Origin of the sequence: Acinetobacter sp. ACNIH1, assembly GCF_002934695.1 — a bacterium.
Lineage (GTDB): Bacteria > Pseudomonadota > Gammaproteobacteria > Pseudomonadales > Moraxellaceae > Acinetobacter > Acinetobacter variabilis.
Genome location: NZ_CP026420.1, coordinates 1459961 through 1486954, shown reverse-complemented (window position 1 = coordinate 1486954; position 26994 = coordinate 1459961). Strand labels below are relative to the sequence as shown.

Genomic DNA, 26994 nt, shown 5'->3' with positions numbered 1-26994 from the left:
CGCATGACTGTAGATGTCACTGAAACCATTTCTCAAACTGTACATCCTGCGTTTCAGTTGGTACGTCAACAACATGTTGAAGCTTTAGACATTTTAGTGTCTGAATATAAGCATAAAGTGACTGGCGCCACCCATTATCATCTGGCGACCAATCATGATGAAAATGTTTTTCTTGTTGCGTTTCGCACCCAGCCAATGGATTCGAAAGGTGAAGCGCACATTCTGGAACATACTGCACTGTGCGGCTCAGAAAAATTCCCGGTACGTGATCCGTTCTTCTTGATGATTCGCCGTTCGCTTAATACTTTTATGAATGCCTTTACAGCGGCAGACTGGACGGCTTATCCATTCGCAACTCAAAATGATAAAGACTTCCAGAACTTATTAGAAGTTTATATGGATGCGGCCTTTGCTGCGAACCTGAATCCGCTGGATTTTGCTCAGGAAGGTATCCGTATTGAGCTGGAAAATGGCGAGCCAGTGTATAAAGGCGTGGTATTTAATGAAATGAAAGGGGCAATGAGTTCACCTTCAGATCAGCTTTATCATACTTTGGCGCATCACTTATTCCCGGACACCACTTATCACTACAACTCAGGCGGCGATCCTAAAGATATTCCAGACCTGACTTATGAAGAGCTGGTGAACTTCTATAAAACGCATTATCACCCAAGTAATGCAGTATTTATGACCTTTGGTAATAAATCTGCTGCTGAGTTACAGGAACAGTTTGAAAATCTGGCACTGTCTAAATTTGGAAAAGGTGAAACACTTTATTCAACGCCAGAAACCCGTTTAACTGCGCCACTCAATGTAACAGAAACCTATGCAGTTGATGGGGAAGATCTGAAGGACAAGACTTATCACGTATTGTCATGGTTATTGCCAGAAGCGAGTGATATCAAGTTACGTTTAGGCTTGCGTCTCGTAGAAGGGATTTTGCTGGAAGATTCAGCATCTCCCTTACGTCATTACTTGGAAACCTGTGGTTATGCACAGTCAACTGGCCCATTCATGGGCGTAGATGATTCCAACTTTGAAATGACCTTCTACTGCGCGGTTCAAGGTTCAAACCCTGAACATGCTGAAGAATTCAAAAACGGAGTTTTCAAAGTTCTGGAAGAAGTTGCCTCTAAACCTGTTGATCAACAGGCAGTAGATGCGATCCTACATCAGATCGAATTGCATCAGCGTGAAATCAATGGTGATGGTACACCGTATGGTCTAAGCCTGATTTTAAGCGGCTTAAGCAGTGCAATTCACCATCGTGATCCAGTTGAAGTCTGGGATGTGGACTCTGCAATTGCTTCAGTAAAAGAAGAGTTGCAAGATCCAATGTGGCTGTCGAATCTGATTAAAGATCATCTTTTAGATAACCCGCACCGTGTTCAACTGACTCTGGTTCCGGATGCAAGCAAATCTACCAAAGAAGCGGAAGAAGAAAAAGCACGTCTAGCTGAAATTGGTAAAGCTTTAACTGAAGAACAAAAAGCAGAGATCAATGCCCAAACTGAAGCATTAAAGATCCGTCAAGATACCCCAGACGATTTGAATCTGTTACCTAAAGTTGGTCTGGAAGATGTGCCTGCGGAATTGCAGATTGTTCAAGGCCAGTTGCGTGAGATTATCTGTAACCGCGTAGATACGCCGTTGAATCTTTATCATGCAGGTACTAATGGGATTTATTACCAACAGGTATTGGTGAAAATTCCAGATGAAGTGGTGCAATCACCGTATTTCAACCTGTTGTCTATTTTAATGGGTGAAGTTGGTGCGGGTGAATATGATTACCTGCAATTCCAGCAACTGCAAACAGCAGTCAGTGGTGGTCTGGGCATGGGCGCTTCATTGCGTTCTAAAGTGGATGACAAAAACAAGATCAGTGCGTGGTTAACTTTAACGACTAAATCTTTGGCTAGCCATCTGGATGCGATCCGTCTGTTAAAGATCGGTTTTGAGCAGCTACGCTTTGATGAAAAAGGCCGTATTATTGAGTTATTACAACAGCGTAAAACTCGCTGGCAATCACGTATTTCCGGTTCGGGTCATAGCTATGCGATGCAAGTGGCATCACGTCAGCATAGCGCTCTAGCCTTGCGTGATTATCATAATACCGGTCTGGGTGCTTTGAACTGGCTGATTAACTTGGTCAATCAGGCTGAAAAAGATCCAGCAGCTTATGACGCCATGATTGATGAATTAAAACGCATTCATGCAGTCTTGCTGCAAGCACCAAAACAATTCCTGTTGGTGTGTGAAGAACAGCAGTCTGAGCGTCTGATTGAAGAAATTCAAAATGTCTGGGATAAGCTGGAAGTGAATACTGCACCTGCAGAATTGACTCAGGTTGAAAAAGTTAATCACAGCAATGATGAAGCCTGGTTGATTCAGACCAATGTGCAGTTCTGTGCAGCAGCTTATCCTGCGGTAGAAGTTTCACATCCTGATGCTGCTGCCTTGATGGTATTGGCAGGCTACTTGCGTAATGGTTATCTGCATAGCGCAATCCGTGAAAAAGGCGGTGCTTATGGTGGTGGCGCAAGCTATGACGGAAATGCATGTTCTTTCCGCTTCTATAGTTATCGCGATCCACGCTTAGCAGAGACTTTCCAGGACTTTGATGCAAGTATCCAATGGTTGCTTAACGCACCTCAACAACCGCATCAGCTGGAAGAAGCCATCTTGGGTTTAATTGCCAGTATGGACAAACCGGGGTCACCAGCAGGTGAAGCGATTACTGCCTGTTATGCCTACCTGCATCAACGTACGCCAGCATTCCGTAAACAGCTTCGGGAACGTTTGTTGCATGTCACTCTAGATGATTTGAAACGTGTCGCACAGACTTATCTGGTTGAACAGCAAGCTTCAAAAGCGGTGGTTGCGCCATTTGCCAAACGAGAAACTTTAGAACAACTCGGCTTTACAATTCAGCAAGTTCAATAAATAAAAACAATGAGGATAGAGGATGGCGCTTAATTCTATTAAGCGCTCAACTTTGCAGCTGGGCGTTTTGCTTGGCTGTGTAGTTGGGACGCAAGTTAATGCGGAAGATAAAACTGTAGCGAGTAGTCCGATGCCGGCAACGGCGGAGGCTTGCTCTGCGGTTGAAACCAATTCAGAACGCTTGGCCTGTTATGATGCGGTATTTAAAATACCGGCCGATAGTAAGCCAGATATTGTTTCTGAACGGCGTGCAGCCATAGAAATTGCGCCCGAACCTGATAACCTCAAAGCAAAAATTGAACAAACCGTTTCCAATATCTATGCTTCAGAAGGATCAAAGCTGACTCCGACTTTATCCTTGCTGGATAGTCGTTGGGAATTGTCGCCGGAAAGTAAACTGGGTACCTGGAATATCCGTTCCTATCAGCCGATTTATCTGATGCCAGGATTCTGGACTTCCAAGAAAAACGAGTTTCCGCAAAGCGAAAACCCAAATAACACGGTTAAAGAAGACCAGAATTTGACCTCGATTGAAGGGAAATTCCAGTTATCTTTAAAAACCAAGGCGGTTGAAAATATTCTGGGTGATAACGGTGATCTCTGGCTGGGTTATACCCAGTCTTCACGCTGGCAGGTATATAACTCGGAAGAGTCCAGACCATTTCGTGAAACCAATTATGAGCCTGAAGCAAGCCTGATCTTCCGTACCAATTATGATCTGTTTGGTTTGAACTGGCGTATGCTGGGACTAACCCTGAATCATCAATCTAATGGCCGTTCCGATCCATTATCTCGTAGCTGGAACCGGGTAATGCTGAATCTCGGTTTCGAAAAAGACAACTTCGCCATAATGCTGCGCCCTTGGTATCGTATCGAAGAAGATCGTGCAGATGACAATAATCCCGAGATTAAAAACTATATCGGGCGTGGAGATTTAACTGCATTTTATCGTCATAATGCCCACGATTTTTCCCTGATGTTGCGTCATACACTTAAAGGTGGTGATGATAACCGTGGTGCGGTACAGTTCGACTGGTCATTTCCGATCAGTGGGCGTCTACGCGGTCAATTCCAGCTCTTTGATGGTTATGGTGAAAGTCTGATTGATTATAATCACCGTGCAACTTATGTGGGCTTGGGTGTATCCTTAATGAATTGGTACTAATCTGTTTCATGTAAAAAACCACGCTTATGCGTGGTTTTTTGCTTATGTGAATTCATTTAAATCTTAACCAATCTGAATTTCTGAAGGCGGATGTTTAAGACGGCTCTTTTTCGGTGTTGCAATTAAATAGGCAAGGGTCAAAGGTCCTAGACGACCCGCATACATCATCAGCATCAGAATGATTAAACTCGCTGGTTGCAATTCTCCAGTAACACCACGCGTTAATCCGACCGTACAGGCGGCAGAAACCGCCTCAAACAGTAAATCTAAAAAATCATGATCGGGTTCTAGAATGAGTAAACTCATAAAACCGGTCATGACCAGACCTGCGGTAATACACACAACCGCTAAAGCCTTAAAAGTGGTTTTTTCAGAAATAGAATGATTGAACAAGCGAATTTCATCTTCACGGCGTAGAAAACTGATTACGCTGATCACCACAATAATAAAGGTGCCAACTTTAATTCCACCCGCCGTACTTAAGGAGCCGCCACCAATAAACATTAAAAAAATGGTGACTAGACTAGAGGCATCGCTCATCTGGTCCATGGGCAGACTATAAAAACCCGAAGAGCGGGGAACTGTGGCATGGAACCAGGCATTGAGTGCCTGATCACCCACGCTCATCAGCGCTAAAGTTTGTGGATTAGAGGCCTCTAATAGCCAGAGTACAATAAAAGCACTCAGGTTAAGACCCATAATCGTAGTCAGAATCAGCTTGCTATTCGGACTGAGTTTGCGCCAGCTTTTATTCTGTTTTACATCCATCAGAACCAGAAAACCGATCCCGCCAATGATATACAGCATACTGATCGTAAAGGTCACAAAATACTGGCCGGAAAAGCTCATCAAGCTATTGGGGAAAAGGGAAAATCCGCCATTATTAAACGCAGAAACACTATAGAAAGCCGCATAAAACAGTGCTTCACCAAAAGGATAATCTTCCAGCCAAGCCAAGGTTAAAATCAGGGTGCCAATCGCTTCGAAAAACAGGGAATATAGGAAAACTGCTTTAATGGTAAAACTGACTTTCTTCAAACTGGTCTGGCCAATAGCTTCCTGTGCCATCACTTGCTGTCTTAAACCAAGTTTAGGAGACAGGCTCATGAAGGCGAGTATGGCAAAGGTCATAAAACCGAGACCACCACATTGCAGCAGGAACATAATCACGACCTGCCCAAAGGGTGTATAAGCTTCACCAACATTGACCACAGACAGTCCGGTAATTGTCACTGCAGAAGTCGCTGTAAAAATCGCCTCTAACCAGCTGATTTCAGTTTGATGGGCAAAGGGCAGCATCAGTAATAAAGAACCAATAAAAATCAGTCCGAGAAAACCTAAGGCCAGCAGACTCGGTGGACTGAGATTAACAATCCTATTCTGGTTTAAATTTGAGCTTTTCATATGGCCTTAAAATGCTTGGACAAACGGCGTAGAGGCTCCAGCAATCCTTCCACTACCAGAATGTCACCTTCTTTAAGTAACAGCTCAAGATCTACGATATGTTGTATTTCAGTGCCGCGTTTATGTAAAAGAACTTTAATTTCGGGAACCTGACTCATTAACTGGTGTAAGGGAGTGTCATGATGATCGGCATGAATCTCGATCTTGACAATATAATGATCATCTTCAAGTGACATATAACGGCTAACCATCGGATAGCTGAGTGATTGTGCCACACGGACGCCCATATCTTCTTCAGGATGAATAATTTTTTCGACATTCAGATGAGTCAAAATCATATGGTGGGCTTTGGATTTGGCTTTGGCCCAGATTTTCTTTACACCCATATTTTTCAGATGCAGTACACACAGAATACTGGCTTCAATATCTTCACCAATTGCGACTACGACTGCTTCACAGCGCTGGATATCCAGTTCATCCAGAACATGCTCATCGGTTGCATCGGCAATGACCGCATGGGTGAGCTGATCGGAAATATTTTCCACATATTTTTTATCGAGGTCGATTCCAATCACATCATGTTTCAGGCTGATCAGTTGAGTCGCTACTGTTGCACCGAAGCTACCCAGCCCAATGACTGCAAATAAAGCCATGCATATTTCCCTAAATCTTTTTATTTCAAATCAGTTCATGTCTAAGTACGTATCTTAAAGATTTTTATAGTTTTCAGCTATCTGGCCTTACATAAATACTTCATACATTTTCTTTCAGCCGGATATAAAAAAACCGCCTCGAAAGGCGGTTTATATTAAACTGATTATTTCAAGAAACGCTGATAACCCAGGTTATTGGTGATTTCTTCATATGGATAAGTGATGCTTTCCAATGTCTCAATCAAACCATCTGGATTCTGTTTTGCATCTTCCGCTTCCAAGCCGACCAGTACGCGACCTTCAGCTGCGCCGTGGTTGCGGTAGTGGAACAGGGTGATGTTATGAGTTGGGCCTAGACGTTCAAGGAAAGTCAATAACGCACCTGGACGTTCCGGGAATTCCACGCGGAACAGGCGTTCATTTTCAATATCGGCATGACCGCCAATCAGGTAACGAATATGCAGTTTTGCGACTTCATCATCAGACAGATCATCAACGTCATAGTCGAATTTCAGGTTTTCATAGATTTCCTGACGTTCTTTTTCGCCATTTTTTAGGCTGATGCCGACAAAAACCTGAGCTGCAGAAGCATCACTAGAGCGGTAATTAAACTCGGTGATATTACGGCCTTGAAGGGCACGACAGAATTTCAGGAATGAGCCTTTTTCTTCTGGAATAGTTACGGCAAAGATGGCCTCTTTGCGTTCGCCCAGCTCGGTGCGTTCGGCAATATAGCGCAGACGGTCGAAGTTCATGTTCGCACCGCAAACAATCGATACGATATTCTTGCCTTCAATGCCGTGTTCCGCTACATATTTTTTGATACCAGCCAACGCCATTGCACCAGATGGTTCTACAATACTACGGCATTCGTCATAGGTATCTTTAATTGCTGCACAGACTTCATCAGTATTGACCAGTACCACATCAGGTTCAACAATTGGACCAGAGTTATCTGATTTTTGCAGGCGGATGACCTCAAAAGGTTTTTCACCAATTTGTGCCACTGCAGTACCATCGGCAAATAAACCGACAGATGGAAGAATCACACGTTCATTGGCTTCTAAGGCCGCTTTTAAGCACGCGGATTCATCATATTCCACAGGAATAACTTTGACATGCGGAGCAACATCTCCCAAGTACGCTGCAACACCGGCAATCAGACCACCACCACCAACAGCAACGAAGACATATTCTACATCACGCCATTGACGCAAAATTTCATTGGCAATGGTGCCTTGACCGGCCATCACCAGTTCATCGTCATAAGGTGGAATAAAGGTCATGCCATCTTCTTGGGCACGTTGAATCGCATATTTATTGGCAACATCAAATGAATCACCGTGCAATACGACTTCGCCACCTAAGCGTTTTACCGCCTGAACCTTGATATCAGGGGTGGTTTTTGGCATTACGATAATCGCGCGAATCCCCAGCTTTTTCCCTGACAGCGCCACGCCTTGGGCATGGTTGCCTGCTGAAGCTGTGATAACGCCACGTTCGAGTTGTGATTTCGGTAATTGACTAATACGGTTATAGGCACCGCGTAGCTTGAATGAAAAAACCGGTTGTAAATCTTCACGTTTAAAGCGAATGTTATTATTTAAGCGCTCGCTAATTCGTGGCGCTGCTTCGAGTGGGGTTTCGATTGCAACATCGTAAACAGTTGCTTGTAAAATTTGTCGAACCAAACGAGACAGCATGTTAATTTTCCATCTAACAGTTTAAAATAAGCACTTATTGTAACAAACCACGCGGCTTTGCGGTTTAAAAATACTGCGAAAGTCCAAAATAGTTGAGTGATGTCATGAGTCTATATGCAACCCAAGATGAGAAAAAGCAAGCTGCAGCAAAAGCTGCGTTAAAGCACTTACCAAAAGGGGGCATTTTAGGCGTCGGTACTGGGAGTACTGTTAACTTCTTAATCGAACTTTTGCCTGAACTTCAATTGGAAGCAGCAGTTGCAAGTTCTGAAGCCACTGCACAACGCCTTAAAAAATTAGGCATTGAAGTTGTCGATATGAATAGCGTGGGCGGTCTGGATGCTTATGTCGATGGTGCGGATGAAATTGACCGTCATATGCACATGATCAAAGGTGGTGGTGCTGCGCTTACACGTGAAAAAATCGTGGCGTCGATTGCGAAAAAATTCGTATGTATCGTGGATGATTCGAAATGGGTAGAGCAGTTGGGTCGTGATTTCCCACTACCTGTTGAAGTGATTCCAATGGCACGTTCAGCAGTCGCACGTAAGTTGGTGGCATTAGGTGGTGATCCTGCTTACCGTGAAGGTGTAGTGACTGATAATGGAAATGTTATTTTGGATGTGCATAACCTGAATATTCTGAATGCGCTTGAGCTGGAAAAAACCATTAATGACATTCCAGGCGTCGTATGTAACGGTATTTTTGCGATCAACAAGGCGGATATAGCGATTGTTGCGACCAATAACGGCATTGAAGAACGTACTGCGGTTTAATTTTAACTCATTGAAGAGCTAATCTCCCCAAACCCCTCTTTAAAAAAGAGGGGCTTTCTCCCTCCTTTGAAAAGGTGAGCAGCACTGCTGCGCAAGGAGGAGGATTTAAATAACGATTAAATATAAAAAATGACCCTAAACGACCTACCTGAAATTCAAATTACTCGAAATGTTCGCTCAACACGTCTCAGACTGCGTGTAGAAGGTGATCAAATCCGTTTAACCGCACCTGTATTTTGTAGCAAAAAACAGATTCAGAATTTTATTGATCAAGCTGAAAGCTGGCTACTGAAAACATGGAAATTGCAGCAGGAAAAAAATCAAAGTATTGATAGATCTTTACCAGCAGAATTGCAGCTTTTCGATCAGGCTCAGTCAATCCAGATCGTGTATCAAAGTCAAAAGCAGAACTTTGTTTTTGATGCTAAATTATTACAGCTATCGATCAGTGACCGTCATCCTGAAACCTATTTAAAAGCCTTTGCCATTTCTTATGCTAAAGAACAGTTGCCTGTTTATCTGGACAAAGTAAGCCAAGAAACAGGATTATCATTTAACATTTGTAATGTTCGCCAACCGAAAACACGATGGGGCAGTTGTTCTGCCAAACATGACATCATGCTAAATAGTGGCATCATTCTGTTTCCTGAAAATATCGTGCGTTATTTATGTGTGCATGAATTAGCCCATACCCGGCATTTTGACCATAGTCCTCGTTTCTGGGCGGAAGTGGCAAAGCATGATCCAAACTATTTAACTCACCGCAAAATTCTGAAAAATACTGTCATGCCATATTGGTGGGCAGCTTAAGAATATCTTTAGAGGAACGAAGATAGTATTTACTTACTTCTAAATAGCCTAAGCAAAAGATATAATTCTCTTAAAGTTTTTAAAAACACTCAAAATAGAAGCGTAAATAAAAAACCATCAATCCCTAGTGAAACAGTTTAGAAAACCTCAAGTTCCTGTCATACTACAGCCCATAAAGGAAACATCTAGTTTGAGGTAATCATCGTGATTTCAGTGGGTATTGTGGGTGGTACAGGTTATACAGGCGTTGAACTTTTACGTCTATTACTGCGACATCCGAATGTAGAAGTTAAAGCACTGACATCACGTACTGAAGCAGGCCGTCGTGTTGACGATATGTTCCCGAGTCTGCGTGGACATACGGATCTTCAATTTTCTGACCTTAGCCTTGATCTTTTAAAATCATGTGATGTGGTATTTTTCGCGACACCACATGGCGTTGCCATGAAACATGCTGAAGAACTTATTGCAGCTAATACCAAGGTAATTGACCTTGCAGCGGATTTCCGTTTGCAAAATCTGGAACAATTCGCAAAATGGTATGGCATGGAACATGCTTGCCCAGAAGTATTAAAAGATTCTGTTTATGGTCTGTCTGAACTTAATCGTGAACAGATCAAACAGGCGAGTGTGATTGGTAATCCGGGCTGTTATCCAACGACAGTTCAGCTTGGTCTGGCACCCGTATTGAAATCAAACGAAGCCTTGGTAAAACCAGAAAGCATTATTATCGATGCGAAATCAGGCGTATCAGGTGCAGGTCGTAAAGCAAGCCTGGGCATGATCTATTCTGAAAATGCTGATAATTTTAAGGCTTATGGCGTTGCAGGCCATCGTCACCATCCTGAAATCGTAGAAGCATTGGAAAACATTTCAGGTCAAAAAGGCGTATTTGACCATATCCTGTTTGTGCCGCATCTGGTGCCGATGATTCGTGGCATGTTATCAACGATTTATATCGACTTGACTGAAGCAGGCCAGGAAGCTGACTTGCAGTCACTGTACGAGCAATTCTATGCCAATGAACAGTTTGTTGATGTGATGCCAGCAGGCAGTTCGCCAGAAACCCGTTCGGTGCGTGGTGCTAACCAGTTGCGTATCGCACTGTATAAGCCACAACCAACCAAACTGGTGATTCTGGTGGCCCAGGACAATCTGGTCAAAGGTGCAGCTGGTCAGGCAGTACAAAACATGAATCTGATGTTTGGCTTTGCAGAAAATGCAGGCTTGAATAATATTGGTTTATTACCATAAAAAACGTATTAGAACTTCACACACATTTAGATTTGGATTTAAATGTGTGTCTTGAACAAAGTATACAGAGATCAAAATGCCGAATAATGAGTCAAACATGACGATCCAGGAACCCTCTACAAAGAAACCATTGATGAAAGGCAATACACCTTTGGTAATCGGTGCTGCTGTGTTGATTCTGGGTAGTGGCTTGCTGGGCTATACGGTCGGGCATCGGCAAGGTTTGACTGCGGTGGGTTTTGAGGCGGATGCGGAACAACTGGTTGAAGTAGTACAAAAACAGAAAACCAGTTTGGAAACACTGAATAAATCTCTGAATACAGCGGTACAAGAACGTGATCTGGCCGTTAGTAATGCCAATGATCTTTATCTTGCAGCAAATAAGGCGCGTGATGCCCAGGAGCAGGCTGAAAGCGTTGGTACGATCTACCGCGAGATTTTGCGTCAACGCGGTGGTTTAGCATTAACAGTTCAACATCTGGGGATCAAAGCTTTACCTGATAATGCCTTTGAATACCAGATTGATCTGGTTCAGGTCAGTCCGGGCAAAAATCGCGCCTCTGGTACAGTGGAACTGCGCTTGATTAAGGGCACTGAAATTCTGGTCGTGCCGCTTGAAGATAAAAACTTTAATTTCGACAATTACGAACGTTTGACTGGTCGCTGGACCATGCCTAAAGGCTTTAAACCAGAATTTATTGAAGTGCGTCTCTCAGGTGCTAAGCCTGTAATTCGCCGTTTTAGCTGGGATCAAGGGAAAGCTGTTGAAAGCCAGTCAACAGTCCTGTCAGAGATTCCAAAAACTGAAGCAAATGCAAATTAAGTGTGAAATAGAAATCGTATGCCAAGCAATAAACGTCCAAAATGTTTAAGTGAGATCAAAAATTCTTTTTACGAATCCGGCATGGTTGATTGGCATATTAGCCCGCGTTTAACAGACGAGCCTTTTCACGATGATGACGCTGACCTTGCAGTCCAGACTGCACCTCCTGAACTGAAGCGTCCACCGATGTATGCAGTGGTGTTATTGAATGACGACTACACTCCAATGGAGTTTGTAATTGAAATTTTACAACAATACTTTGCAATGAATCTTGACCAAGCTACACAAGTAATGCTAACTGTACATTATGAAGGAAAAGGTGTAGCTGGGGTCTATCCTCGAGACATTGCGGAAACCAAAGCGAACCAAGTCAATAATTACGCTCGATCTCAAGGTCATCCTTTACTTTGCCAGATTGAGCCGAAAGATTAAGGGGGTTGCATGCTCAGTCGTCAATTAGAAGTATCACTACGTTTGGCTGTCAGCATGGCTCGTCAAAAGAGACATGAGTTCCTGACCGTAGAACATTTATTATTAGCTTTACTCGACAATGATTCTGCCGTGAATGCCTTAAAAGCATGTGGTGCAGATATTATCGTTTTGCGTAAAGAATTAGAAGAGTATGTAGAACAACATACCCCTAAACTCGGTGAAAATAGTGATCAGGCACCTCATCCTACAGAAAGTTTTGACCGGATTTTGCAACGTGCAATTTTCCATGTTCAATCCAGTGGCGGTGATCGTACTGTAGAAGGCGCCGATATTCTGGTTGCGATGTATTCTGAGCGTGATTCTTTTGCGGTTTATCTGCTTAAACGTCATCAGATTAACCGTCTGACTTTAACTCAGTACCTTTCTCATGGTACGCGTAAAGACGAAGTACAGTCTGAAGAAGAAATTGAAGAGCTGGATGGTGAATCGGCTTCTTCCAATAATTCTGGTCCGCTAGAGCTGTATACGACCAATTTGAATCTGGAAGCTCAACGCGGCAAGACAGATCCATTGATTGGCCGTGAAAAAGAAATTGAGCGGGCAGCGCAAATTTTATGCCGTCGCCGTAAAAATAACCCATTGCTGGTCGGTGATCCAGGCGTGGGTAAAACGTCGATTGCTGAAGGTCTGGCTTGGTTGATCGTAAATGGTAAGGCACCAAAACCGCTAGAAAATGCTGAAATCTATAGCCTAGATATCGGTGCGCTGGTGGCGGGAACTAAATACCGTGGTGATTTCGAAAAGCGTTTAAAACAACTATTAAATGCCTTGAAGAAAAAACCGGATGCAGTGCTGTTCATTGATGAAATTCATATGATCATCGGTGCAGGTTCAAGCATGGGCAGCACTATGGATGCATCGAACCTGATCAAACCAGCATTAGCGAACGGATCTTTACGTTGCATCGGTTCAACCACATTCCAGGAATATCGTCAGGTCTTTGAAAAAGATCATGCCTTGTCACGTCGGTTCCAAAAAATAGATGTGAATGAACCTTCGATTACAGAAACGATTGATATCTTGCGTGGCCTGAAATCTAAATTTGAAGATTTCCATCATGTACAGTATGACGATCAGGCACTGGTTTCTGCGGTTGAGCTGTCAGCGAAATTTATTAATGACCGATTCTTGCCAGATAAAGCGATTGACGTGATTGATGAAGCCGGCGCACAACGACGTTTGAAAGCTGAGCAAGATGACAGCCTGATTACGGTTGAAAACATCGAAGACATTGTGTCCAAGATTGCCCGTATTCCACCGAAAACCGTCTCTAAAGATGATAAGTCTGTACTGGAGAACCTTGAGCGTGATCTGAAACGTGTGGTCTTCGGCCAGGATGAAGCAATTGAAGCTTTGGCTTCTGCGATCAAACTGTCTCGTGCAGGTTTGAAATCTCCAGATAAGCCAGTCGGTAGTTTTGTCTTCGCTGGTCCTACCGGTGTGGGTAAAACTGAAGTTACCAAGCAATTGGCGAAAATTTTGGGTGTAGAGCTGGTACGTTTCGATATGTCTGAATATATGGAACGTCACGCAGTCTCTCGTCTGATCGGTGCGCCTCCTGGCTATGTTGGTTTTGACCAAGGTGGTTTGTTGACCGATGCAATTCACAAAAATCCGCACTGTGTATTGCTGCTGGATGAGATTGAAAAAGCCCATCCAGATGTATTTAACTTGCTATTACAAATCATGGATCATGGTTCATTAACGGATAATAATGGTCGTAAGTCCGATTTCCGTAATGTGGTGCTGGTTCTAACGACTAATATTGGTGCGGAAAGTATTTCTCGTGTCAGCATTGGTTTCATGGAACAGGACAACAGTAATGACAACCAGGAAGCAATGAAGAAAGCGTTCTCGCCAGAATTCCGTAACCGTCTAGATGGCGTGATTCAGTTCAAGGCGTTGCCGAATACCATTATTGAAAATGTCGTGGATAAATTCCTGACTGAACTTCAAGCACAACTGGATGAGAAGAAAGTGGTGCTGGAGGTGGATCAAAGCGCACGTGAGTGGATGGCTGAAAATGGCTATGATCGCTTGATGGGTGCTCGACCAATGCAACGTCTGATTCAGGAACATCTGAAAAAACCATTGGCTGAAATGATCCTGTTTGGTGAACTGGCCGAAAATGGTGGTAACGTTTCAGTTTCTGTGAAGAAAGAAAATGGTAGGTCTGTCGGTCTGAAACTTGAAGTCTTCGAAGACCAGACTGCTGAACCAGCTTAATCATTGAATAGATCATCATCAGACCCGTGTTCGCACGGGTTTTGTTGTTTTATTTACCCTTAATTTATGTACTCTTGGTTTAAAGAGTTTCTGATTTAGAGAAATATATGGATATTCAGATTAGCAAGCTTTTAACTACGTTTTTTCTGTTTTTATTAACGGCATTGATGGAAATTTTGGGCTGTTATTTTCCTTACCTGATTTTAAATCAGGCTAAGAGTCAGTGGTTGTGGGTTCCGGCGGCATTAGCCTTAGCTGCGTTCGTCTGGCTTTTGACTTTGCATCCAGCCGCTTCTGGGCGTGTTTATGCCGCCTATGGGGGAATTTATATTTTCTCAGCGTTGATGTGGCTGAGATTCGTGGATCAGGTCAGCCTTTCACGTTGGGATCTGCTGGGTGGAGTGGTGGTCATTCTAGGTGCGCTGATTATTATTTTACAGCCACAAGGTTTGATTCGTTAATCGTCTAGGTGTGTTTAGCAATTAGAACTAATCTAAATATAAAAGGCAGCTATAGCTGCCTTTATTGATTCTAGACAAGATTATTTTACATTACAGTCTTTCTGGGAGAGATCTACATTATAAGTATGCGTTTGGGAGCTAAGGCTAAGTTCGATTTTATAAGGATTGACGATTTGATAGCGATGTTCAAAAAAGATCTGACAGTTATTTAGAAGATTATTACGAATCACCTTAAGGACTTCTTTACGACCTAGGTCTTTCTCAAACTGGCTAAAGTCGGGTGTAGTGATCATGCCTTTAAGTGTGGTTTTATTGGCAGTAAGTTGTAACTGTTCTATGATTGTATTCTGATCGATCTGTAGCGGCAAAGTCTTGGAATCTTCTGCACTCAGGACAGTAAGCAGCTCGTTCAGCTCAGCTTTTTTCTCAATTTTAAACTTGCTGTCTAGAATGCCTTTTCCTTGGAGATACTGGTCGAATTCAGAAGCATACACCGGTAAAGCAGCACTACTAAAACCTGCCAGGAGTGCCAAAACCCAATATTTTTTTTGCATTGTATCGCATCACTTTTTATGTCGTTTCAATTCTGATTATAAGAGCTGAAACAAAAAAAGCACCAGAGATTGGTGCTTAATTTGTGAAGATTTTTTTTGAGAAAATCAGTCTTTTTTCAGGTTTTCATTCAACAGAAATTCAACCAGTGCTTTTTGTGCATGAAGACGGTTTTCTGCTTCATCCCAAACCACAGCATTTTTGTGATCCAGCATGTTTTCAGAAATTTCTTCACCACGATGCGCAGGCAGGCAATGCATGAACAGGCAGTCTGGATGTGCAAGATCCATTAGGCGTTCATTCACCTGATAGTCCGCAAAAGCTTTCTCACGGATTTTCTGTTCTTCTTCCTGGCCCATACTTGCCCAAACGTCAGTTACGATCAGGTCGGCATTGACTGCTGCATCTTCAGCAGTATCGACTAGTTCTACACAATGTGCGAATTCAGACAGGAACTGTTCTTGAGGTTCATAGCCTTTCGGTGCTGCAACTTTTAGCTTGAAGCCCCACATGTGCGCTGCTTCAATATAAGAGTTACACATGTTATTGCCATCGCCAATCCAGGCAACAGTTTTACCTTCGATCGAACCACGATGTTCCAGATAAGTCTGCATGTCAGCAAGTAACTGGCAAGGGTGATGATCATCAGTCAAAGCGTTGATCACTGGAACTTTTGAATAAGAAGCAAAGCGTTCTACGATATCGTGACCGAAAGTACGGATCATCACAATATCCAGCATGCTGGAAATCACACGTGCAGAATCTTCAATTGGCTCACCGCGACCCAGCTGGGTATCACGTGAAGACAGGAAGATGGCACTACCACCGAACTGGCTCATGCCTGCTTCAAACGAAACACGCGTACGGGTACTCGATTTTTCAAAAATCATGCCCATGACTTTACCAACAAAGGGTTGGAACACTTCATTATTGTGCTGTTTGCGCTTAAGCTCGATTGCGCGCTGTAAAATCTGGTTCAGTTCTAAAGTTGATAAATCGCGTAAGGTGAGAAAGTGACGGAGAGCCATTCGTTACTCCACAATAATTGCCGAAAACTCGATCAACAATCAGTTGTTGGTTGGTTTAAGAAAAAAATACGGAATCGGCTAATATACTATATGAACAGGAAATTGCAAAAAAACTAGGGTGTGTTGACACTTTTAGCTTAAAAAAATAGCGAAGTAGTAAAATCAAATCGCCAAACCCAATTTTACTATTCGCTATGCCTCGTACCATGCTGACAGATCAACACTGGCAAAAGTTGAAAACTATTTTGCGTAATTTATCTATTCATCACAACTCAAACTTACGTAATTTTATTGAAGCTATTCTCTATAGAATTAGAACAAGCTGTCCGTGGCGAGATATTCCTTCCTATTTCGGTCAATCAAACTCTATTTTCAAACGTTTTAATCGTTGGTTAAGCAGTGGTAAGTTGCTTAGATTATTCAAATTATTAGCATCATGCCCCGATATGGAGTGGATTTTTATTGATGGCTCTCACGTACGTGCTCATCAACATTCTGCCGGTATAGCGAATCAATCCATTTCTAAAAGTGTAGGAGGAAACTCCTCAAAAATACATTTGATTGTTGATGCAAATGGCAATCCTGTTGATTTCATGATTACTGATGGAACCACACATGACGTCAAAGTTGCACCTGATTTAATATCAACATTAGACTTAAAAGAGACAAAAGTGGTCTGCGCAGATAAAGGCTATGATTCAGAACCACTGCGTGAACAGATCAGAAAAACAGGAACAAAAGCGAATATACCAAAGAAAATAAGTAGCCAATCGAACAATGATCATATGGGCTGGTATTTATATAAAATCAGGCATTTAGTTGAAAATATGTTTTGTAGATTAAAGCAATTTAGAGGAATAGCTACTCGATATGACAAGCTCAAAAGAAATTATCAAAGTGCTGTTGCCTTAGCCTGTATATTTTATGGCTACCTTTATAGGTTTAATTATGAACAGTAAATGTCAACAGACCCTAGACTTTTTGATGACCGTCTAAAAATCGATCCACGCAATAACTGATGTATTTGTCGATCTCTTGATCATCTTCTTCTATGGTAATCCCCATTAGAATCCGCCATTCCAGATTACGCAAAATACCAAAATATAACTGGGCAGAATATTGCGGATTTTCACAATATAGCAAACCTTGTTCATGGGCCTGTTTCAGTGCGGTAGCAATGGAACTTTGTACCTGAACCGGGCCGCGTTCATGAATATGGCGGGCCAGTTGAGGATTACGCTGACTTTGTTCCAGTACCAAACGCATAAAGGCTGCATTTTCCGGCTGCATGATTTGGCGGTAGAAGGTCAATAATGTCTGTACCAAATAACTACGAAAATCTAGCGCCATCAGTTCAATCGGAATGCTGATATCTTCAAAAAACTTGGTACGTCGATAATCACAAATAGCTTCAAACAGGCCTTCTTTATTGCCAAAGTACTTGTAAATGGAAGCTTTGGAACCGCCTGCATGCTGGACAATATCATCTAGAGAAACTGCCTCATAACCATGTTCCAGAAACAGTTCGGTCGCAGAGACCAACAGCGCAACGCAGCGCTCATGACCACGTTTGGTTTGAGGCAGATCTTTGGCGAGTGGTTCCAGATGAACAAGGTTTTGCATAGAGGATGGTATATCAACAGGTTATATAAACTTGGTAGTTCATCATAACAAATATATCCGCAGATTTCACAATCACACCGAATGAAGGCGGAATTTATTCAGTGAATCAAGTAAAACTTAAAAGTTTGACTAAAGTTTTAGAGTTTTTATTCTATTGGCTTATAGCATCATGGTTTCAAATCAGTATACTCAAATCTCAATAATTATAGCCAAGACTGTGGAAAGGAAGATGACAGAACAAATGTCTGCAGGTTTAAAGTTTAGACAAGCGCTTGAAGTCGAAAAACCATTACAAATTATGGGCACAGTGAATGCCTATGCTGCCATGATGGCCAAACAGGTCGGCTATAAAGCTATTTATCTCTCTGGTGCCGGTGTTGCAAACTATTCTTATGGTCTACCTGATCTAGGCATGACGAGTCTGGATAATGTTCTGGAAGATGTGCGTCGCATTACTGAACGTGTAGATACACCCTTACTGGTTGATATAGATACAGGCTGGGGCGGTGCATTTAATATCGCACGTAGCATCAAGCAGATGATTGCTGCTGGCGCTGCTGCTGTGCATATCGAAGATCAGGTTGCACAAAAACGTTGTGGTCATCGTCCGAATAAGGAAATTGTGACCCAACAGGAAATGGTTGACCGGATCAAGGCGGCAGTCGATGCTAAAACCGATTCAAACTTTGTGGTGATGGCACGTACCGACGCACTTCAGAAAGAAGGTCTGCAGGCAGTGATTGACCGCGCTTGTGCCTGTGTCGAAGCAGGTGCAGATGCCATTTTTGCTGAAGCGATGACAGACATTACCATGTATCGTACTGTATGCGATGCAGTTGGTGTACCGGTTTTGGCCAATATTACCGAATTTGGTGACACACCATATTATACCACTGAAGAACTGGCTGAGCAGGGTATTCGCATGGTACTTTACCCGCTATCAGCTACCCGTGCGATGCAAAAGGCGGCACTGGAAGTGATGCGCTCAGTGCGTGAAAATGGTACACAGGTGCATGTACTGGATAAAATGCAACCGCGTAAAGAATTATACGAATTTTTAGATTATCACAGCTTTGAAAACACATTAGATAAACTGTTCAAGCAGGAGAATTAAAACAATGGCTGAAGGAAAAGTACTCACTGGCGCAGGATTGCGCGGACAAGTTGCAGGAAAAACTGCACTTTCAACAGTAGGCAAAAGTGGTGCAGGCCTGACCTATCGCGGCTATGACGTACAGGATCTGGCAGAAAACTGTCAGTTTGAAGAAGTCGCTTACCTGATTTTCTTTGGTGAATTACCAACTTCAGAACAGTTGGCTGCCTATAAAGCAAAACTGAAATCTTTGCGTGTACTACCACAAGCGCTGAAAGAAGTACTTGAGCGTATTCCTGCTGATTCACATCCAATGGATGTGATGCGTACTGGCGTATCGATGCTGGGCAACCTTGAGACTGAACAGTCTTTTGATCAGCAACAGGATATCGCAGACCGTATTCTGGCGACGTTGCCAGCAATTATCTGCTACTGGTATCGCTATAGCCATGACGGCGTACGCATTGATGAAAATACCGATGATGATTCAATAGGTGCTCAGTTCCTTCATTTGCTACATGGCAAGAAACCGAATCAGCTACATGAGCAAGTGATGAATGTATCCCTGATCCTGTACGCAGAGCATGAATTTAATGCTTCAACCTTCACAGCGCGTGTTTGTGCATCAACTTTGTCTGACTTGCATTCATGTATTACCGGTGCAATTGGTTCACTACGTGGCCCATTACACGGTGGTGCCAATGAAGCGGCAATGGATATGATTGAAAACTGGAAATCTCCAGAAGAAGCTGAGCGCGAAATGCTGGGCATGCTGGAGCGTAAAGAAAAAATCATGGGCTTTGGTCATGCGATTTATAAAGACAATGATCCGCGTAATGGCATTATCAAGCAATGGTCTGAAAAACTGGCAAAAGATGTAGGTGATACTGTGCTCTACCCAGTATCAGTGCGTTGTGAAGAAGTCATGTGGCGCGAGAAAAAACTGTTCTGTAATGCGGACTTTTTCCATGCTTCTGCTTATCACTTTATGGGTATTCCAACCAAACTGTTTACGCCAATCTTTGTAATGTCACGCGTCACAGGTTGGGCGGCGCATGTGATGGAACAACGTGCAGATAACCGTATTATCCGTCCGAGCGCGGATTATACTGGTCCAGAGTTGCGTAAAGTGGTTCCAATTGCTGAGCGCACTTCTGCTGCGTAAGCCAGAGATATTCTAAATATGAAAATAAGGTCTCCATGAGGCCTTATTTTTTGCTAATTGTTGATTGACATTGGTTTACCGACTTAATAATGCTGGATCTTCAATGTGATAACCGGTTTCAAATGGGATGCCTAAGTATTTTACTGTCACCAGTATTTTATTCTGTTTCGGTACTTGATAAGTTTGGCTTAATCTTAAATCTGCTTTATAACTGACTGCTTGTTGAACAGGACTTTTATACTGGCTAGATTGCACCTGATATTGATAAGTCCATTTTGGAACTTTCTGTTTAGGATCATGCCATGCAGGGGCAGTACCTTTGCTGGTCTTTAATAGCTTGAGCTGAATGTTTTGCTTTTGCAAAGGTACTAACGGAATCAGACGCTTTTTAATTTTGGCAATTTCCTGGACAAACTTACGGCTGTCCTGATCGTAGTCAATCTGCTTGGTTTTTGGATTGATATACAGGGAGTTCACCTGAATTAGCTGATTCGGAGTTTTGGATTTAAAATGATAATAATACAGTTGAGGTAGGCGTCCGCGACCATCGAGATAATGCCGCAACAGATAAAGTTTCTGGTCTTTGACTTCATACCCCAAAACTTCAATATTCTGTGGGCCACCGACAGTGGCGAAAGCGGATACAGGAATGCCAAGTGCGAGCAAAAGGGCTGCAAATCTTATTTTCATCACTGATCAGGCCTCATTAAAACAACGTGCTTTTATAAGAAATAATTTAACTATAAATACAGTAGAAATAATGAAGTTTGATCAGCATTTTATATAAACAGTTTTGGTTTTAGGTGTTGAGTAGATTAATCATGTCATGTGCGATGACGGCTGCCAGTTTATTAAGACGTTCCTGTGGTGTGCCTTTAATATAATACTGGAACTGGTGAGTCTGAAGACCATCATAAACAGCGGTGAAGAAAGTACCTTCCGGTTTATCAGGTGTTGCACTACCGCCTGGTTTAAGCAAGCCTGTACAAGCAATAATCCAGTCCGCCTCCTGAAACATTTTTTTACCTGCCTCAGCCAGAGCAACCGTTACAGGCATAGATTCGGCTGAATGGGTGCTAATTAGATTCGGAGAAATTCCCAAAACATTGATCTTCACGGACGGATCGTAGCATACCAGACCTCCCAACAAGATTTCAGCACCTTCATTTTTGCAAATTGAAAACTGACTGGTTAAATAGCCAGAACTTGCACTTTCAATAAAAGCAATCTTGATGTTTCTTTGTTCCAGCAGGCCACAACATGTTTTAATCATAATGTCTATTTTTTCTTAGAAGGTAATCTTTATTCCAATGTAGTCCCATTTTGCTTTTGTATCAACTGTGAGATTATTCCTTTATTATGATGAAAGGTAAAATATTTTTGTAATTTTAGTATTCCAAACGTAAGTTTGGCAGTTGTTAAACTGATTGCTTAATGCTTGGACAATATTTGAAATTAATGGTTTTAACTTGCTCTGATCAGTGGTAAAAATAAAAATAAAGTGCGTAAGGAAAGTAGGTTGTAAGAATGAAAACCACAGTAAAGTATTCCGTATTAAAAAGTCTAGATTATCAACTGGGTACTCCTTTATTTCAGGAAGAAATTGAGGCAGATGGTCAATATTTTGATCAGATCCCAAGCATCATTCATTACCAGAATTTAAAGTTTAAAGTTAAAAGCAAAGAATTAAAGCGTTTATATCTGGCCGAAGAGCAAGAAGAAAACCAAACCATTATTGTAAAAGTGGTCGCAATCTAAAAATAACTTATTGAAAATAAGCCTCTTAAAATAAGAGGCTTATTTATTAGATAAAGGTCATTAAAATAGAATTTGATTAGATTTAATAAAAAAATCTAATAATAATTTTAAAAATATAAAGTCAAGGTAAATTGGTAACTGAAAAGGCCTTATTTGTGATTCTATGTAATATAGTCTGCTATTCAAAAATGGTTTTTTCGTTTTTATATTTAATGATCTAATTTTTAGAAAATTAGGTTAAACATGGCAGAGTAAAACTTGAAGTGCGACATAAACCACCTAATTAATTTAAAGGGTTTATGGAGTATATAAAATTGTCATACCATCATCTTAACTTTGAAGATCGTACTGCATTAATGCTTGAGTCAAGAAAAGAAGGCTTTTCAGCCAGAAAATTTGCTGAACTCATTAAAAGACATCCTAGTACGATCTATCGTGAGCTTAAAAGAAATAGCATCAATGACGTTTATCAAGCTCAATATGCTTCTGATAACACCTTCGCTAGACGTAGACGTGGTCACAGAAAACTCAAAATCGATTCAATCCTCTGGAAATTTATTGTTGAAGCGATCCGTTGTTTATGGTCTCCTCAGCAAATAGCAAAGCGTTTAAAGACATTTCCTGATTTGGATCAAACAATGAATGTAAGCCATACAACGATTTATTCAACGATACGAGCATTACCAAAGGGTGAGTTGAAAAAAGACTTATTATCCTGTCTGCGTCATGAAAATAAAAAGCGAAAAGCTAACGGTGAACCTAAAAAAGATTCTATATTACAGGATATTAAAACTATTCATGAGCGCCCAGCCGAAGTTCAAGAAAGAAAAATACCGGGTCATTGGGAAGCTGATTTAATTAAAGGTAAAGACAATAAAAGTTCGATAGCAACACTTATTGAACGAAATACACGGCTCTGTATCTTGGCAACATTACCTGATGCAAAGGCAGAATCAGTGCGCAAGGCTTTAACTGAAGCTCTGAAATATTTACCTGCAGAACTGCGTAAAACGTTGACCTATGACCGTGGACGCGAGATGGCAGAACATAAAATACTTGAAGAAGATTTAGGCATAGATGTATATTTCTGTGACCCACATTCACCCTGGCAAAAAGGCACATGCGAAAATATGAATGGTTTAATTAGGCAATATTTACCTAAAGGGATTGATTTAAATCAGGCAGATCAGCATTATTTAAATCAAGTTGCCATGTCACTGAATACTCGTCCTAGAAAAGCGTTAGATTGGCTTACACCATTAGAGAAATTTGCTCAGCTTGTTGATTATCATAAGACTTTTCAAACTGTCGCACCTCATGTTTGAATTCGCCCATGTATAAGAAATTATAATTTTAAATAATTAATAAAATTCAATATCTTATAAATATAATCATATTTTATACAAGTATCAAAATGTATTTCTAAATTTTATTTTAAATTTAAGTTTACATACAATTTTTTGATTAAGTTATGACTTTAAATGAAAAATAAAATTTATAAAAGATAGAAAGCTTTCAATATGTGTTCATTCTATTATTAAAAGTAATTTATGTTTCTTATAAATCCAGACTTCAATTACTTAACTTACCTTTTTTTACATTGAATTAATATGTAACAGGTAACAACTTGGCGAATTTTTAAAAATAGGTAGAGTAAATATTAAGTCGAAACCTAATCATCGGCGATTTAAAGCAAATAGTAAGGAGTTACATCATGGCTAATAACCAACAGCAAAATCAGCAAGACCAACAGAACCAACAACAACAGCAACAGCAAGACCAACAACATCAGCAAAACCAGAATCAAAATCAGCAACAGCCGAACCAGCAACAACAACAGCCGCAAGGACAGCAAAACCAACAGCGTCAGCAGGGCCAACAGGACCAGCAACGCAATCAGCAACAACAGCAACAGCCACAACAAGATAACCAGCAGCAAAATTTGCGTAATCAATAAGATTAGTCAAAGCTGCAGCACTCATATCTAAGCTGTGTAATCTCTACAAAAAACCGCCTTTTTTAAGGCGGTTTTTTATTGTTCAGAATAAATCAGCATTGAATATTAGCTTTTACTTTATAAAAGTCGAGCGCATTTTTCAGATCTTTCAGTAGTTCCTGCTCATCATATGCTTGTGGCATCAGTTTTATTAGGGCCGGCATATAATGAGTTTTATATTCTTTAGGATAATCCTCACATAAAATATGTGTTCTTTCCTCAAGACTAATAGTAGAAGAATCTAATTTATCTAAATAAGCACTCAATCGGGCATCGGATTTTTCAAATTGAGCTTTCACTGCTGGATCAGGTTCAGCTGATACATCTGCCTGTTGTTTCTGGCAGCCTGTGATGGCCAATGCCAATAGGGCAATTATGAATAATGATATTTTCATGGCAACAATATATTGTTATCAGTCATTGGAAAAATTATAAAGAGAAATGAGTGAAAGAGCACCTGCCTTTAAACTCATTGACAGCTGAGAAAATAAAAAATGAAAAGGACTTTGATAAAATAAGTAAAATATCTACCAATATGTATAAGTTGCATATCTGCTTTTATGACCCACTTGATTGAATGAAAGCTGAATGAATCAAAGTTTTTTGTATTTAATTGCATCTAAGTTGATGAAAAATAGCCAATAAAATATAAAACATAACCTATATTCAACATTTGGTAAAAAAGCCTCTATATTTCATATACATATTAGATGCATGACAAGTGGTACTTTATCATCACTATAACAACTCAGATAAAATAATTTAAAATCAGCAAGTTAAAAAGCCCTGCTTAATCCAGACAGTTAAGCAGGGCTCATTTTTTAGATCATAAATATGCCAAAAAGTAATGATTCTTCGACATTTATCCTTCACATAAGTTTTCATATACAACATAAAACCTGAAAATACGTTCAAGTGTGAAACATGAATAGATGTTATTTATATATCTCTTTTCATGAAAAGATAGGTTAGAGCTATGATGAGATGTATCTGTGCATTTGGTATGGGTGTCATGGTGGGATGTTGCTTTAAATCTTGCAAAGAAAAAATGTGCCGGATGATGAGCAAGGATCACGGTACCAAAGACCAAGCGCCAAAACATGAAGAGAGTGTACAAATTTAGAGGCTATAGCTTGCCTGTGCAATCGCAGTACAGGTGAGTGATTCAATCGTTTCAAGGTAAATAAATCGTGGAACTGTAAGCCATTATCTTTAAAGCAACAAAGCTCGATCCATGATCGAGCTGTTCACAGTCAGGAGAAACATATGTTCCAATTTATATGTTGTTTATTTGGTCTTCATGGTGCGACTGAAATTGATTATACAGTCGATGATTTCGAAGTCAAAAAGTGTCGTGATTGCTTGAAAGATTTAAATTAACTCTCTAGACCTTCGTGGTTTAGATGGATGTTGAACCCCCGTTCGATTTTAGATTGACGGGGGTTTTCATTTTTTTATCATTGCTATTTGAAAATAGAACCAACATATCCACGCTAATTTATAAATATTGATAGTTAATAGGACTTACGCACTATTACTTATAGATTCTCTGTGGTAGCAGATGATTTTTATCGAGAATAAAGTCATCAATGAAGTTTTTGATAACTGGTCTAAATAATTTCTTCTGCCAACGATATACATTTTCAAAGATCCGCTCAAACTGGTTCTTTTGTATCTCAACGTAGGCCATCAAGGCTGAAAAAATATGATTCAAAATCAGTTTAGATCGTCTTACTTGAAACTTTTCAATATGACAAACCTGTTTAATCACCCGGTGATATTGCTCTATTTTCCAATGACTTGAATGTAATTCATGAAAACCCTCAAAGGACAATAAATCATCTTCATCTTGATGCACAATATAAAACCTCTGCTGTTCTTTTAACTGAGTCTTAAATAATTGTACAAAGCCAAAATCTTTGAGCCAGACCACTTGACCCTGATGGAAATCTGGCAATAAACGCAGTTGAAACCATTGTCCTTTTTCTGGGGAAACCTTACGGTTACAGTCGATACCAAACATAAATCGAATACCATATTTTCTTATGGTTTTTAGATTTCCAGTCGATGAATACCAACTATCACCTGTAATAAATTGAATCTTTGCACCCCAACTGAGTACTTCACTTAACATATCCATAAAGTAATCATTCTTGGTTTTACTTTCAGATTTGTCATAAATTCGGAAATTAATTGGAATATTTTGACCATTTTGATCTGTCGCATACAAGGTAATGAGATTAATACCCTTGACGGATCGGTGGTGTTTGCCTGACCAAAAATAGCTAACCAAGTCCATATGTTGACTATATGGTTTATCTAAAACAGTATCATCAATACTGACTATAAGTTTATTATTATCAATATGTTGAATTGATTCTTGATATAGGTCGTGAGGTGTGTAGTCTTCACGCTCTAGAAAGCGATTTACACTATCATGCGAGATATTATAAGTCTCGGCAAGTTGTGTGCAGCTAATAGAGTTCGGTTCTGTCATGAGAAAGCCCATATAAATGGGTAATGTACAAGTTGCTGTAGAAGCATGTTTAATTCGTCTGATCACAGATACTTTATAAAGTATTTTAATACTTTTTTGAATCCGTCAATGCGTAAGTCCTAGTTAATTAATAAAGATTATTAAAAATAAGGGTTTATTTAATTTTAACTTGTGATTTGATCATAACAATACTCATCTCAACTAAATTCATCCTTTAAGCGTTATTGCAATATGCGATATTTAGGTTATACTTTCAATATAGCAAAATGCGATAAATAATCATGCATGTGATCACTCACGCTCGGATTCTGGAAGCAATGCAAAAGTGGCCACACGCTGAAACTGCATTGGATGGTTGGTATCGACTTATCAAGGCCAATGATCCTAAGGATTTTGCCGACATGAAGCGATTATTTCCCGCAGTCGATAAAGTCGGGAAATTTCATGTCTTTGATATTGGTGGCAACAAGATCAGGTTGATCGCAGTTGTGATGTATCAGGCAAAACGTGTCTATATTCGCCATGTCTTATCCCATCAGGAATATGACAAAGGTCATTGGAAGGAGGCTTAA

26 protein-coding genes are annotated in these 26994 nt (G+C 40.8%); 16 read left to right on the top strand and 10 right to left on the bottom strand.

Going from position 1 to position 26994, the window contains the following annotated elements; translation table 11 throughout:
* Positions 1-3 precede the first annotated feature (3 nt).
* Positions 4-2943 carry an insulinase family protein gene (locus tag C3F22_RS07325; RefSeq protein ID WP_104426162.1) on the top strand — a complete coding sequence of 980 codons (2940 nt, stop codon included), beginning with the start codon at positions 4-6 and terminating at the stop codon, positions 2941-2943.
* A gap of 22 nt (positions 2944-2965) precedes the next feature.
* Positions 2966-4108 carry a phospholipase A gene (locus tag C3F22_RS07320; RefSeq protein WP_104426161.1) on the top strand — a complete coding sequence of 381 codons (1143 nt, stop codon included), beginning with the start codon at positions 2966-2968 and terminating at the stop codon, positions 4106-4108.
* A 63-nt stretch (positions 4109-4171) separates the two neighbouring features.
* On the opposite strand, the gene C3F22_RS07315 is transcribed toward C3F22_RS07320, so the two are convergent.
* The 3 genes from C3F22_RS07315 to ilvA form a co-directional block, all read right to left on the bottom strand.
* Complete coding sequence (locus C3F22_RS07315; RefSeq protein WP_034170353.1) at positions 4172-5512, bottom strand: TrkH family potassium uptake protein; 1341 nt, start codon at positions 5510-5512, stop codon at positions 4172-4174.
* Positions 5509-6165, bottom strand: coding sequence for a potassium channel family protein (locus C3F22_RS07310; RefSeq protein ID WP_104426160.1), 657 nt, complete (start codon positions 6163-6165; stop codon positions 5509-5511). Before C3F22_RS07310 ends, C3F22_RS07315 begins: the two co-directional genes overlap by 4 nt.
* A gap of 164 nt (positions 6166-6329) precedes the next feature.
* Positions 6330-7868: a threonine ammonia-lyase, biosynthetic gene (gene ilvA / locus C3F22_RS07305; RefSeq protein WP_104426159.1), complete on the bottom strand. Its 1539-nt coding sequence runs from the start codon at positions 7866-7868 to the stop codon at positions 6330-6332.
* 104 nt (positions 7869-7972) lie between these two features.
* Here ilvA and rpiA point away from each other — a divergent pair, with 104 nt between their 5' ends.
* The 7 genes from rpiA (at position 7973) to C3F22_RS07270 (ending at position 14710) form a co-directional block, all read left to right on the top strand.
* Positions 7973-8644, top strand: coding sequence for a ribose-5-phosphate isomerase RpiA (gene rpiA / locus C3F22_RS07300; protein ID WP_004786020.1), 672 nt, complete (start codon positions 7973-7975; stop codon positions 8642-8644).
* A gap of 129 nt (positions 8645-8773) precedes the next feature.
* Positions 8774-9454 carry a M48 family metallopeptidase gene (locus tag C3F22_RS07295; RefSeq protein ID WP_104426158.1) on the top strand — a complete coding sequence of 227 codons (681 nt, stop codon included), beginning with the start codon at positions 8774-8776 and terminating at the stop codon, positions 9452-9454.
* Between the two features lie 198 nt (positions 9455-9652).
* Entirely contained in the window at positions 9653-10708 is a 1056-nt protein-coding gene (argC, locus tag C3F22_RS07290; RefSeq protein WP_171064832.1) for an N-acetyl-gamma-glutamyl-phosphate reductase, read from the top strand.
* A gap of 76 nt (positions 10709-10784) precedes the next feature.
* On the top strand, positions 10785-11531 hold the full coding sequence (locus C3F22_RS07285; RefSeq protein ID WP_004786014.1) for a DUF6776 family protein: 747 nt from the start codon (positions 10785-10787) through the stop codon (positions 11529-11531).
* Positions 11532-11549: 18 nt separating this feature from the next.
* Positions 11550-11963, top strand: a complete 414-nt coding sequence (gene clpS / locus C3F22_RS07280) for an ATP-dependent Clp protease adapter ClpS (RefSeq protein ID WP_034170359.1) — start codon at positions 11550-11552, stop codon at positions 11961-11963.
* 9 nt (positions 11964-11972) lie between these two features.
* On the top strand, positions 11973-14249 hold the full coding sequence (gene clpA, locus C3F22_RS07275) for an ATP-dependent Clp protease ATP-binding subunit ClpA (RefSeq protein WP_004786010.1): 2277 nt from the start codon (positions 11973-11975) through the stop codon (positions 14247-14249).
* A 107-nt stretch (positions 14250-14356) separates the two neighbouring features.
* Complete coding sequence (locus tag C3F22_RS07270; protein ID WP_004786008.1) at positions 14357-14710, top strand: YnfA family protein; 354 nt, start codon at positions 14357-14359, stop codon at positions 14708-14710.
* Between the two features lie 80 nt (positions 14711-14790).
* On the opposite strand, the gene C3F22_RS07265 is transcribed toward C3F22_RS07270, so the two are convergent.
* Both C3F22_RS07265 and argF read right to left on the bottom strand, forming a co-directional pair.
* Positions 14791-15264 carry a hypothetical protein gene (locus C3F22_RS07265; RefSeq protein ID WP_004786005.1) on the bottom strand — a complete coding sequence of 158 codons (474 nt, stop codon included), beginning with the start codon at positions 15262-15264 and terminating at the stop codon, positions 14791-14793.
* A gap of 105 nt (positions 15265-15369) precedes the next feature.
* The gene (gene argF, locus C3F22_RS07260) at positions 15370-16290 is read right to left on the bottom strand and encodes an ornithine carbamoyltransferase (RefSeq protein ID WP_004786004.1); all 921 of its coding nucleotides are present in this window, start codon (positions 16288-16290) and stop codon (positions 15370-15372) included.
* Between the two features lie 194 nt (positions 16291-16484).
* Here argF and C3F22_RS07255 point away from each other — a divergent pair.
* A protein-coding gene (locus C3F22_RS07255; protein WP_228203583.1) for an IS5 family transposase occupies positions 16485-17230 on the top strand; the annotation gives its coding sequence in 2 pieces (ribosomal slippage) (positions 16485-17208 and positions 17208-17230; 747 coding nt in all).
* 32 nt (positions 17231-17262) lie between these two features.
* On the opposite strand, the gene C3F22_RS07250 is transcribed toward C3F22_RS07255, so the two are convergent.
* The gene (locus C3F22_RS07250) at positions 17263-17913 is read right to left on the bottom strand and encodes a TetR/AcrR family transcriptional regulator (protein ID WP_104426156.1); all 651 of its coding nucleotides are present in this window, start codon (positions 17911-17913) and stop codon (positions 17263-17265) included.
* A gap of 229 nt (positions 17914-18142) precedes the next feature.
* Here C3F22_RS07250 and prpB point away from each other — a divergent pair, with 229 nt between their 5' ends.
* Entirely contained in the window at positions 18143-19027 is an 885-nt protein-coding gene (gene prpB, locus C3F22_RS07245; RefSeq protein ID WP_004785998.1) for a methylisocitrate lyase, read from the top strand.
* Between the two features lie 4 nt (positions 19028-19031).
* Positions 19032-20171, top strand: coding sequence for a 2-methylcitrate synthase (gene prpC, locus C3F22_RS07240; protein ID WP_004785996.1), 1140 nt, complete (start codon positions 19032-19034; stop codon positions 20169-20171).
* 75 nt (positions 20172-20246) lie between these two features.
* Here prpC and C3F22_RS07235 read toward each other — a convergent pair whose 3' ends face one another.
* Both C3F22_RS07235 and C3F22_RS07230 read right to left on the bottom strand, forming a co-directional pair.
* Positions 20247-20861 carry a hypothetical protein gene (locus tag C3F22_RS07235; RefSeq protein ID WP_004785994.1) on the bottom strand — a complete coding sequence of 205 codons (615 nt, stop codon included), beginning with the start codon at positions 20859-20861 and terminating at the stop codon, positions 20247-20249.
* A 109-nt stretch (positions 20862-20970) separates the two neighbouring features.
* On the bottom strand, positions 20971-21444 hold the full coding sequence (locus tag C3F22_RS07230) for a CinA family protein (RefSeq protein ID WP_004785993.1): 474 nt from the start codon (positions 21442-21444) through the stop codon (positions 20971-20973).
* A 254-nt stretch (positions 21445-21698) separates the two neighbouring features.
* Between C3F22_RS07230 and C3F22_RS07225 the strand changes: the two genes are divergently transcribed.
* The 3 genes from C3F22_RS07225 to C3F22_RS07215 all read left to right on the top strand — a co-directional run bounded on the left by C3F22_RS07225 (position 21699) and on the right by C3F22_RS07215 (position 23886).
* Complete coding sequence (locus C3F22_RS07225; RefSeq protein WP_004785991.1) at positions 21699-21929, top strand: hypothetical protein; 231 nt, start codon at positions 21699-21701, stop codon at positions 21927-21929.
* Positions 21930-22285: 356 nt separating this feature from the next.
* Positions 22286-23254 carry an IS30 family transposase gene (locus C3F22_RS07220; protein ID WP_081398964.1) on the top strand — a complete coding sequence of 323 codons (969 nt, stop codon included), beginning with the start codon at positions 22286-22288 and terminating at the stop codon, positions 23252-23254.
* A 389-nt stretch (positions 23255-23643) separates the two neighbouring features.
* Entirely contained in the window at positions 23644-23886 is a 243-nt protein-coding gene (locus C3F22_RS07215) for a hypothetical protein (protein WP_004785989.1), read from the top strand.
* A 92-nt stretch (positions 23887-23978) separates the two neighbouring features.
* Here C3F22_RS07215 and C3F22_RS07210 read toward each other — a convergent pair whose 3' ends face one another.
* Complete coding sequence (locus C3F22_RS07210) at positions 23979-24320, bottom strand: hypothetical protein (RefSeq protein WP_104426155.1); 342 nt, start codon at positions 24318-24320, stop codon at positions 23979-23981.
* Between the two features lie 1139 nt (positions 24321-25459).
* On the bottom strand, positions 25460-26488 hold the full coding sequence (locus C3F22_RS07205; protein ID WP_079255106.1) for a transposase: 1029 nt from the start codon (positions 26486-26488) through the stop codon (positions 25460-25462).
* A 215-nt stretch (positions 26489-26703) separates the two neighbouring features.
* Here C3F22_RS07205 and C3F22_RS07200 point away from each other — a divergent pair, with 215 nt between their 5' ends.
* Entirely contained in the window at positions 26704-26994 is a 291-nt protein-coding gene (locus C3F22_RS07200) for a type II toxin-antitoxin system HigB family toxin (RefSeq protein ID WP_004785981.1), read from the top strand.

Coding starts and splice junctions, on each gene's coding strand:
- ilvA (WP_104426159.1), bottom strand. CDS start 7,868: ATGCTGTCTCGTTTGGTTCGACAAATTTTACAAGCAACTGTTTACGAT.
- C3F22_RS07265 (WP_004786005.1), bottom strand. CDS start 15,264: ATGCAAAAAAAATATTGGGTTTTGGCACTCCTGGCAGGTTTTAGTAGT.
- C3F22_RS07270 (WP_004786008.1), top strand. CDS start 14,357: ATGGATATTCAGATTAGCAAGCTTTTAACTACGTTTTTTCTGTTTTTA.
- prpC (WP_004785996.1), top strand. CDS start 19,032: ATGGCTGAAGGAAAAGTACTCACTGGCGCAGGATTGCGCGGACAAGTT.
- C3F22_RS07200 (WP_004785981.1), top strand. CDS start 26,704: ATGCATGTGATCACTCACGCTCGGATTCTGGAAGCAATGCAAAAGTGG.
- C3F22_RS07210 (WP_104426155.1), bottom strand. CDS start 24,320: ATGAAAATATCATTATTCATAATTGCCCTATTGGCATTGGCCATCACA.
- C3F22_RS07285 (WP_004786014.1), top strand. CDS start 10,785: ATGCCGAATAATGAGTCAAACATGACGATCCAGGAACCCTCTACAAAG.
- C3F22_RS07250 (WP_104426156.1), bottom strand. CDS start 17,913: ATGCAAAACCTTGTTCATCTGGAACCACTCGCCAAAGATCTGCCTCAA.
- C3F22_RS07320 (WP_104426161.1), top strand. CDS start 2,966: ATGGCGCTTAATTCTATTAAGCGCTCAACTTTGCAGCTGGGCGTTTTG.
- C3F22_RS07220 (WP_081398964.1), top strand. CDS start 22,286: ATGCTTGAGTCAAGAAAAGAAGGCTTTTCAGCCAGAAAATTTGCTGAA.
- C3F22_RS07235 (WP_004785994.1), bottom strand. CDS start 20,861: ATGAAAATAAGATTTGCAGCCCTTTTGCTCGCACTTGGCATTCCTGTA.
- C3F22_RS07315 (WP_034170353.1), bottom strand. CDS start 5,512: ATGAAAAGCTCAAATTTAAACCAGAATAGGATTGTTAATCTCAGTCCA.
- C3F22_RS07295 (WP_104426158.1), top strand. CDS start 8,774: ATGACCCTAAACGACCTACCTGAAATTCAAATTACTCGAAATGTTCGC.
- rpiA (WP_004786020.1), top strand. CDS start 7,973: ATGAGTCTATATGCAACCCAAGATGAGAAAAAGCAAGCTGCAGCAAAA.
- C3F22_RS07215 (WP_004785989.1), top strand. CDS start 23,644: ATGGCTAATAACCAACAGCAAAATCAGCAAGACCAACAGAACCAACAA.
- prpB (WP_004785998.1), top strand. CDS start 18,143: ATGACAGAACAAATGTCTGCAGGTTTAAAGTTTAGACAAGCGCTTGAA.
- C3F22_RS07310 (WP_104426160.1), bottom strand. CDS start 6,165: ATGGCTTTATTTGCAGTCATTGGGCTGGGTAGCTTCGGTGCAACAGTA.
- clpS (WP_034170359.1), top strand. CDS start 11,550: ATGCCAAGCAATAAACGTCCAAAATGTTTAAGTGAGATCAAAAATTCT.
- clpA (WP_004786010.1), top strand. CDS start 11,973: ATGCTCAGTCGTCAATTAGAAGTATCACTACGTTTGGCTGTCAGCATG.
- C3F22_RS07225 (WP_004785991.1), top strand. CDS start 21,699: ATGAAAACCACAGTAAAGTATTCCGTATTAAAAAGTCTAGATTATCAA.
- C3F22_RS07230 (WP_004785993.1), bottom strand. CDS start 21,444: ATGATTAAAACATGTTGTGGCCTGCTGGAACAAAGAAACATCAAGATT.
- argF (WP_004786004.1), bottom strand. CDS start 16,290: ATGGCTCTCCGTCACTTTCTCACCTTACGCGATTTATCAACTTTAGAA.
- C3F22_RS07325 (WP_104426162.1), top strand. CDS start 4: ATGACTGTAGATGTCACTGAAACCATTTCTCAAACTGTACATCCTGCG.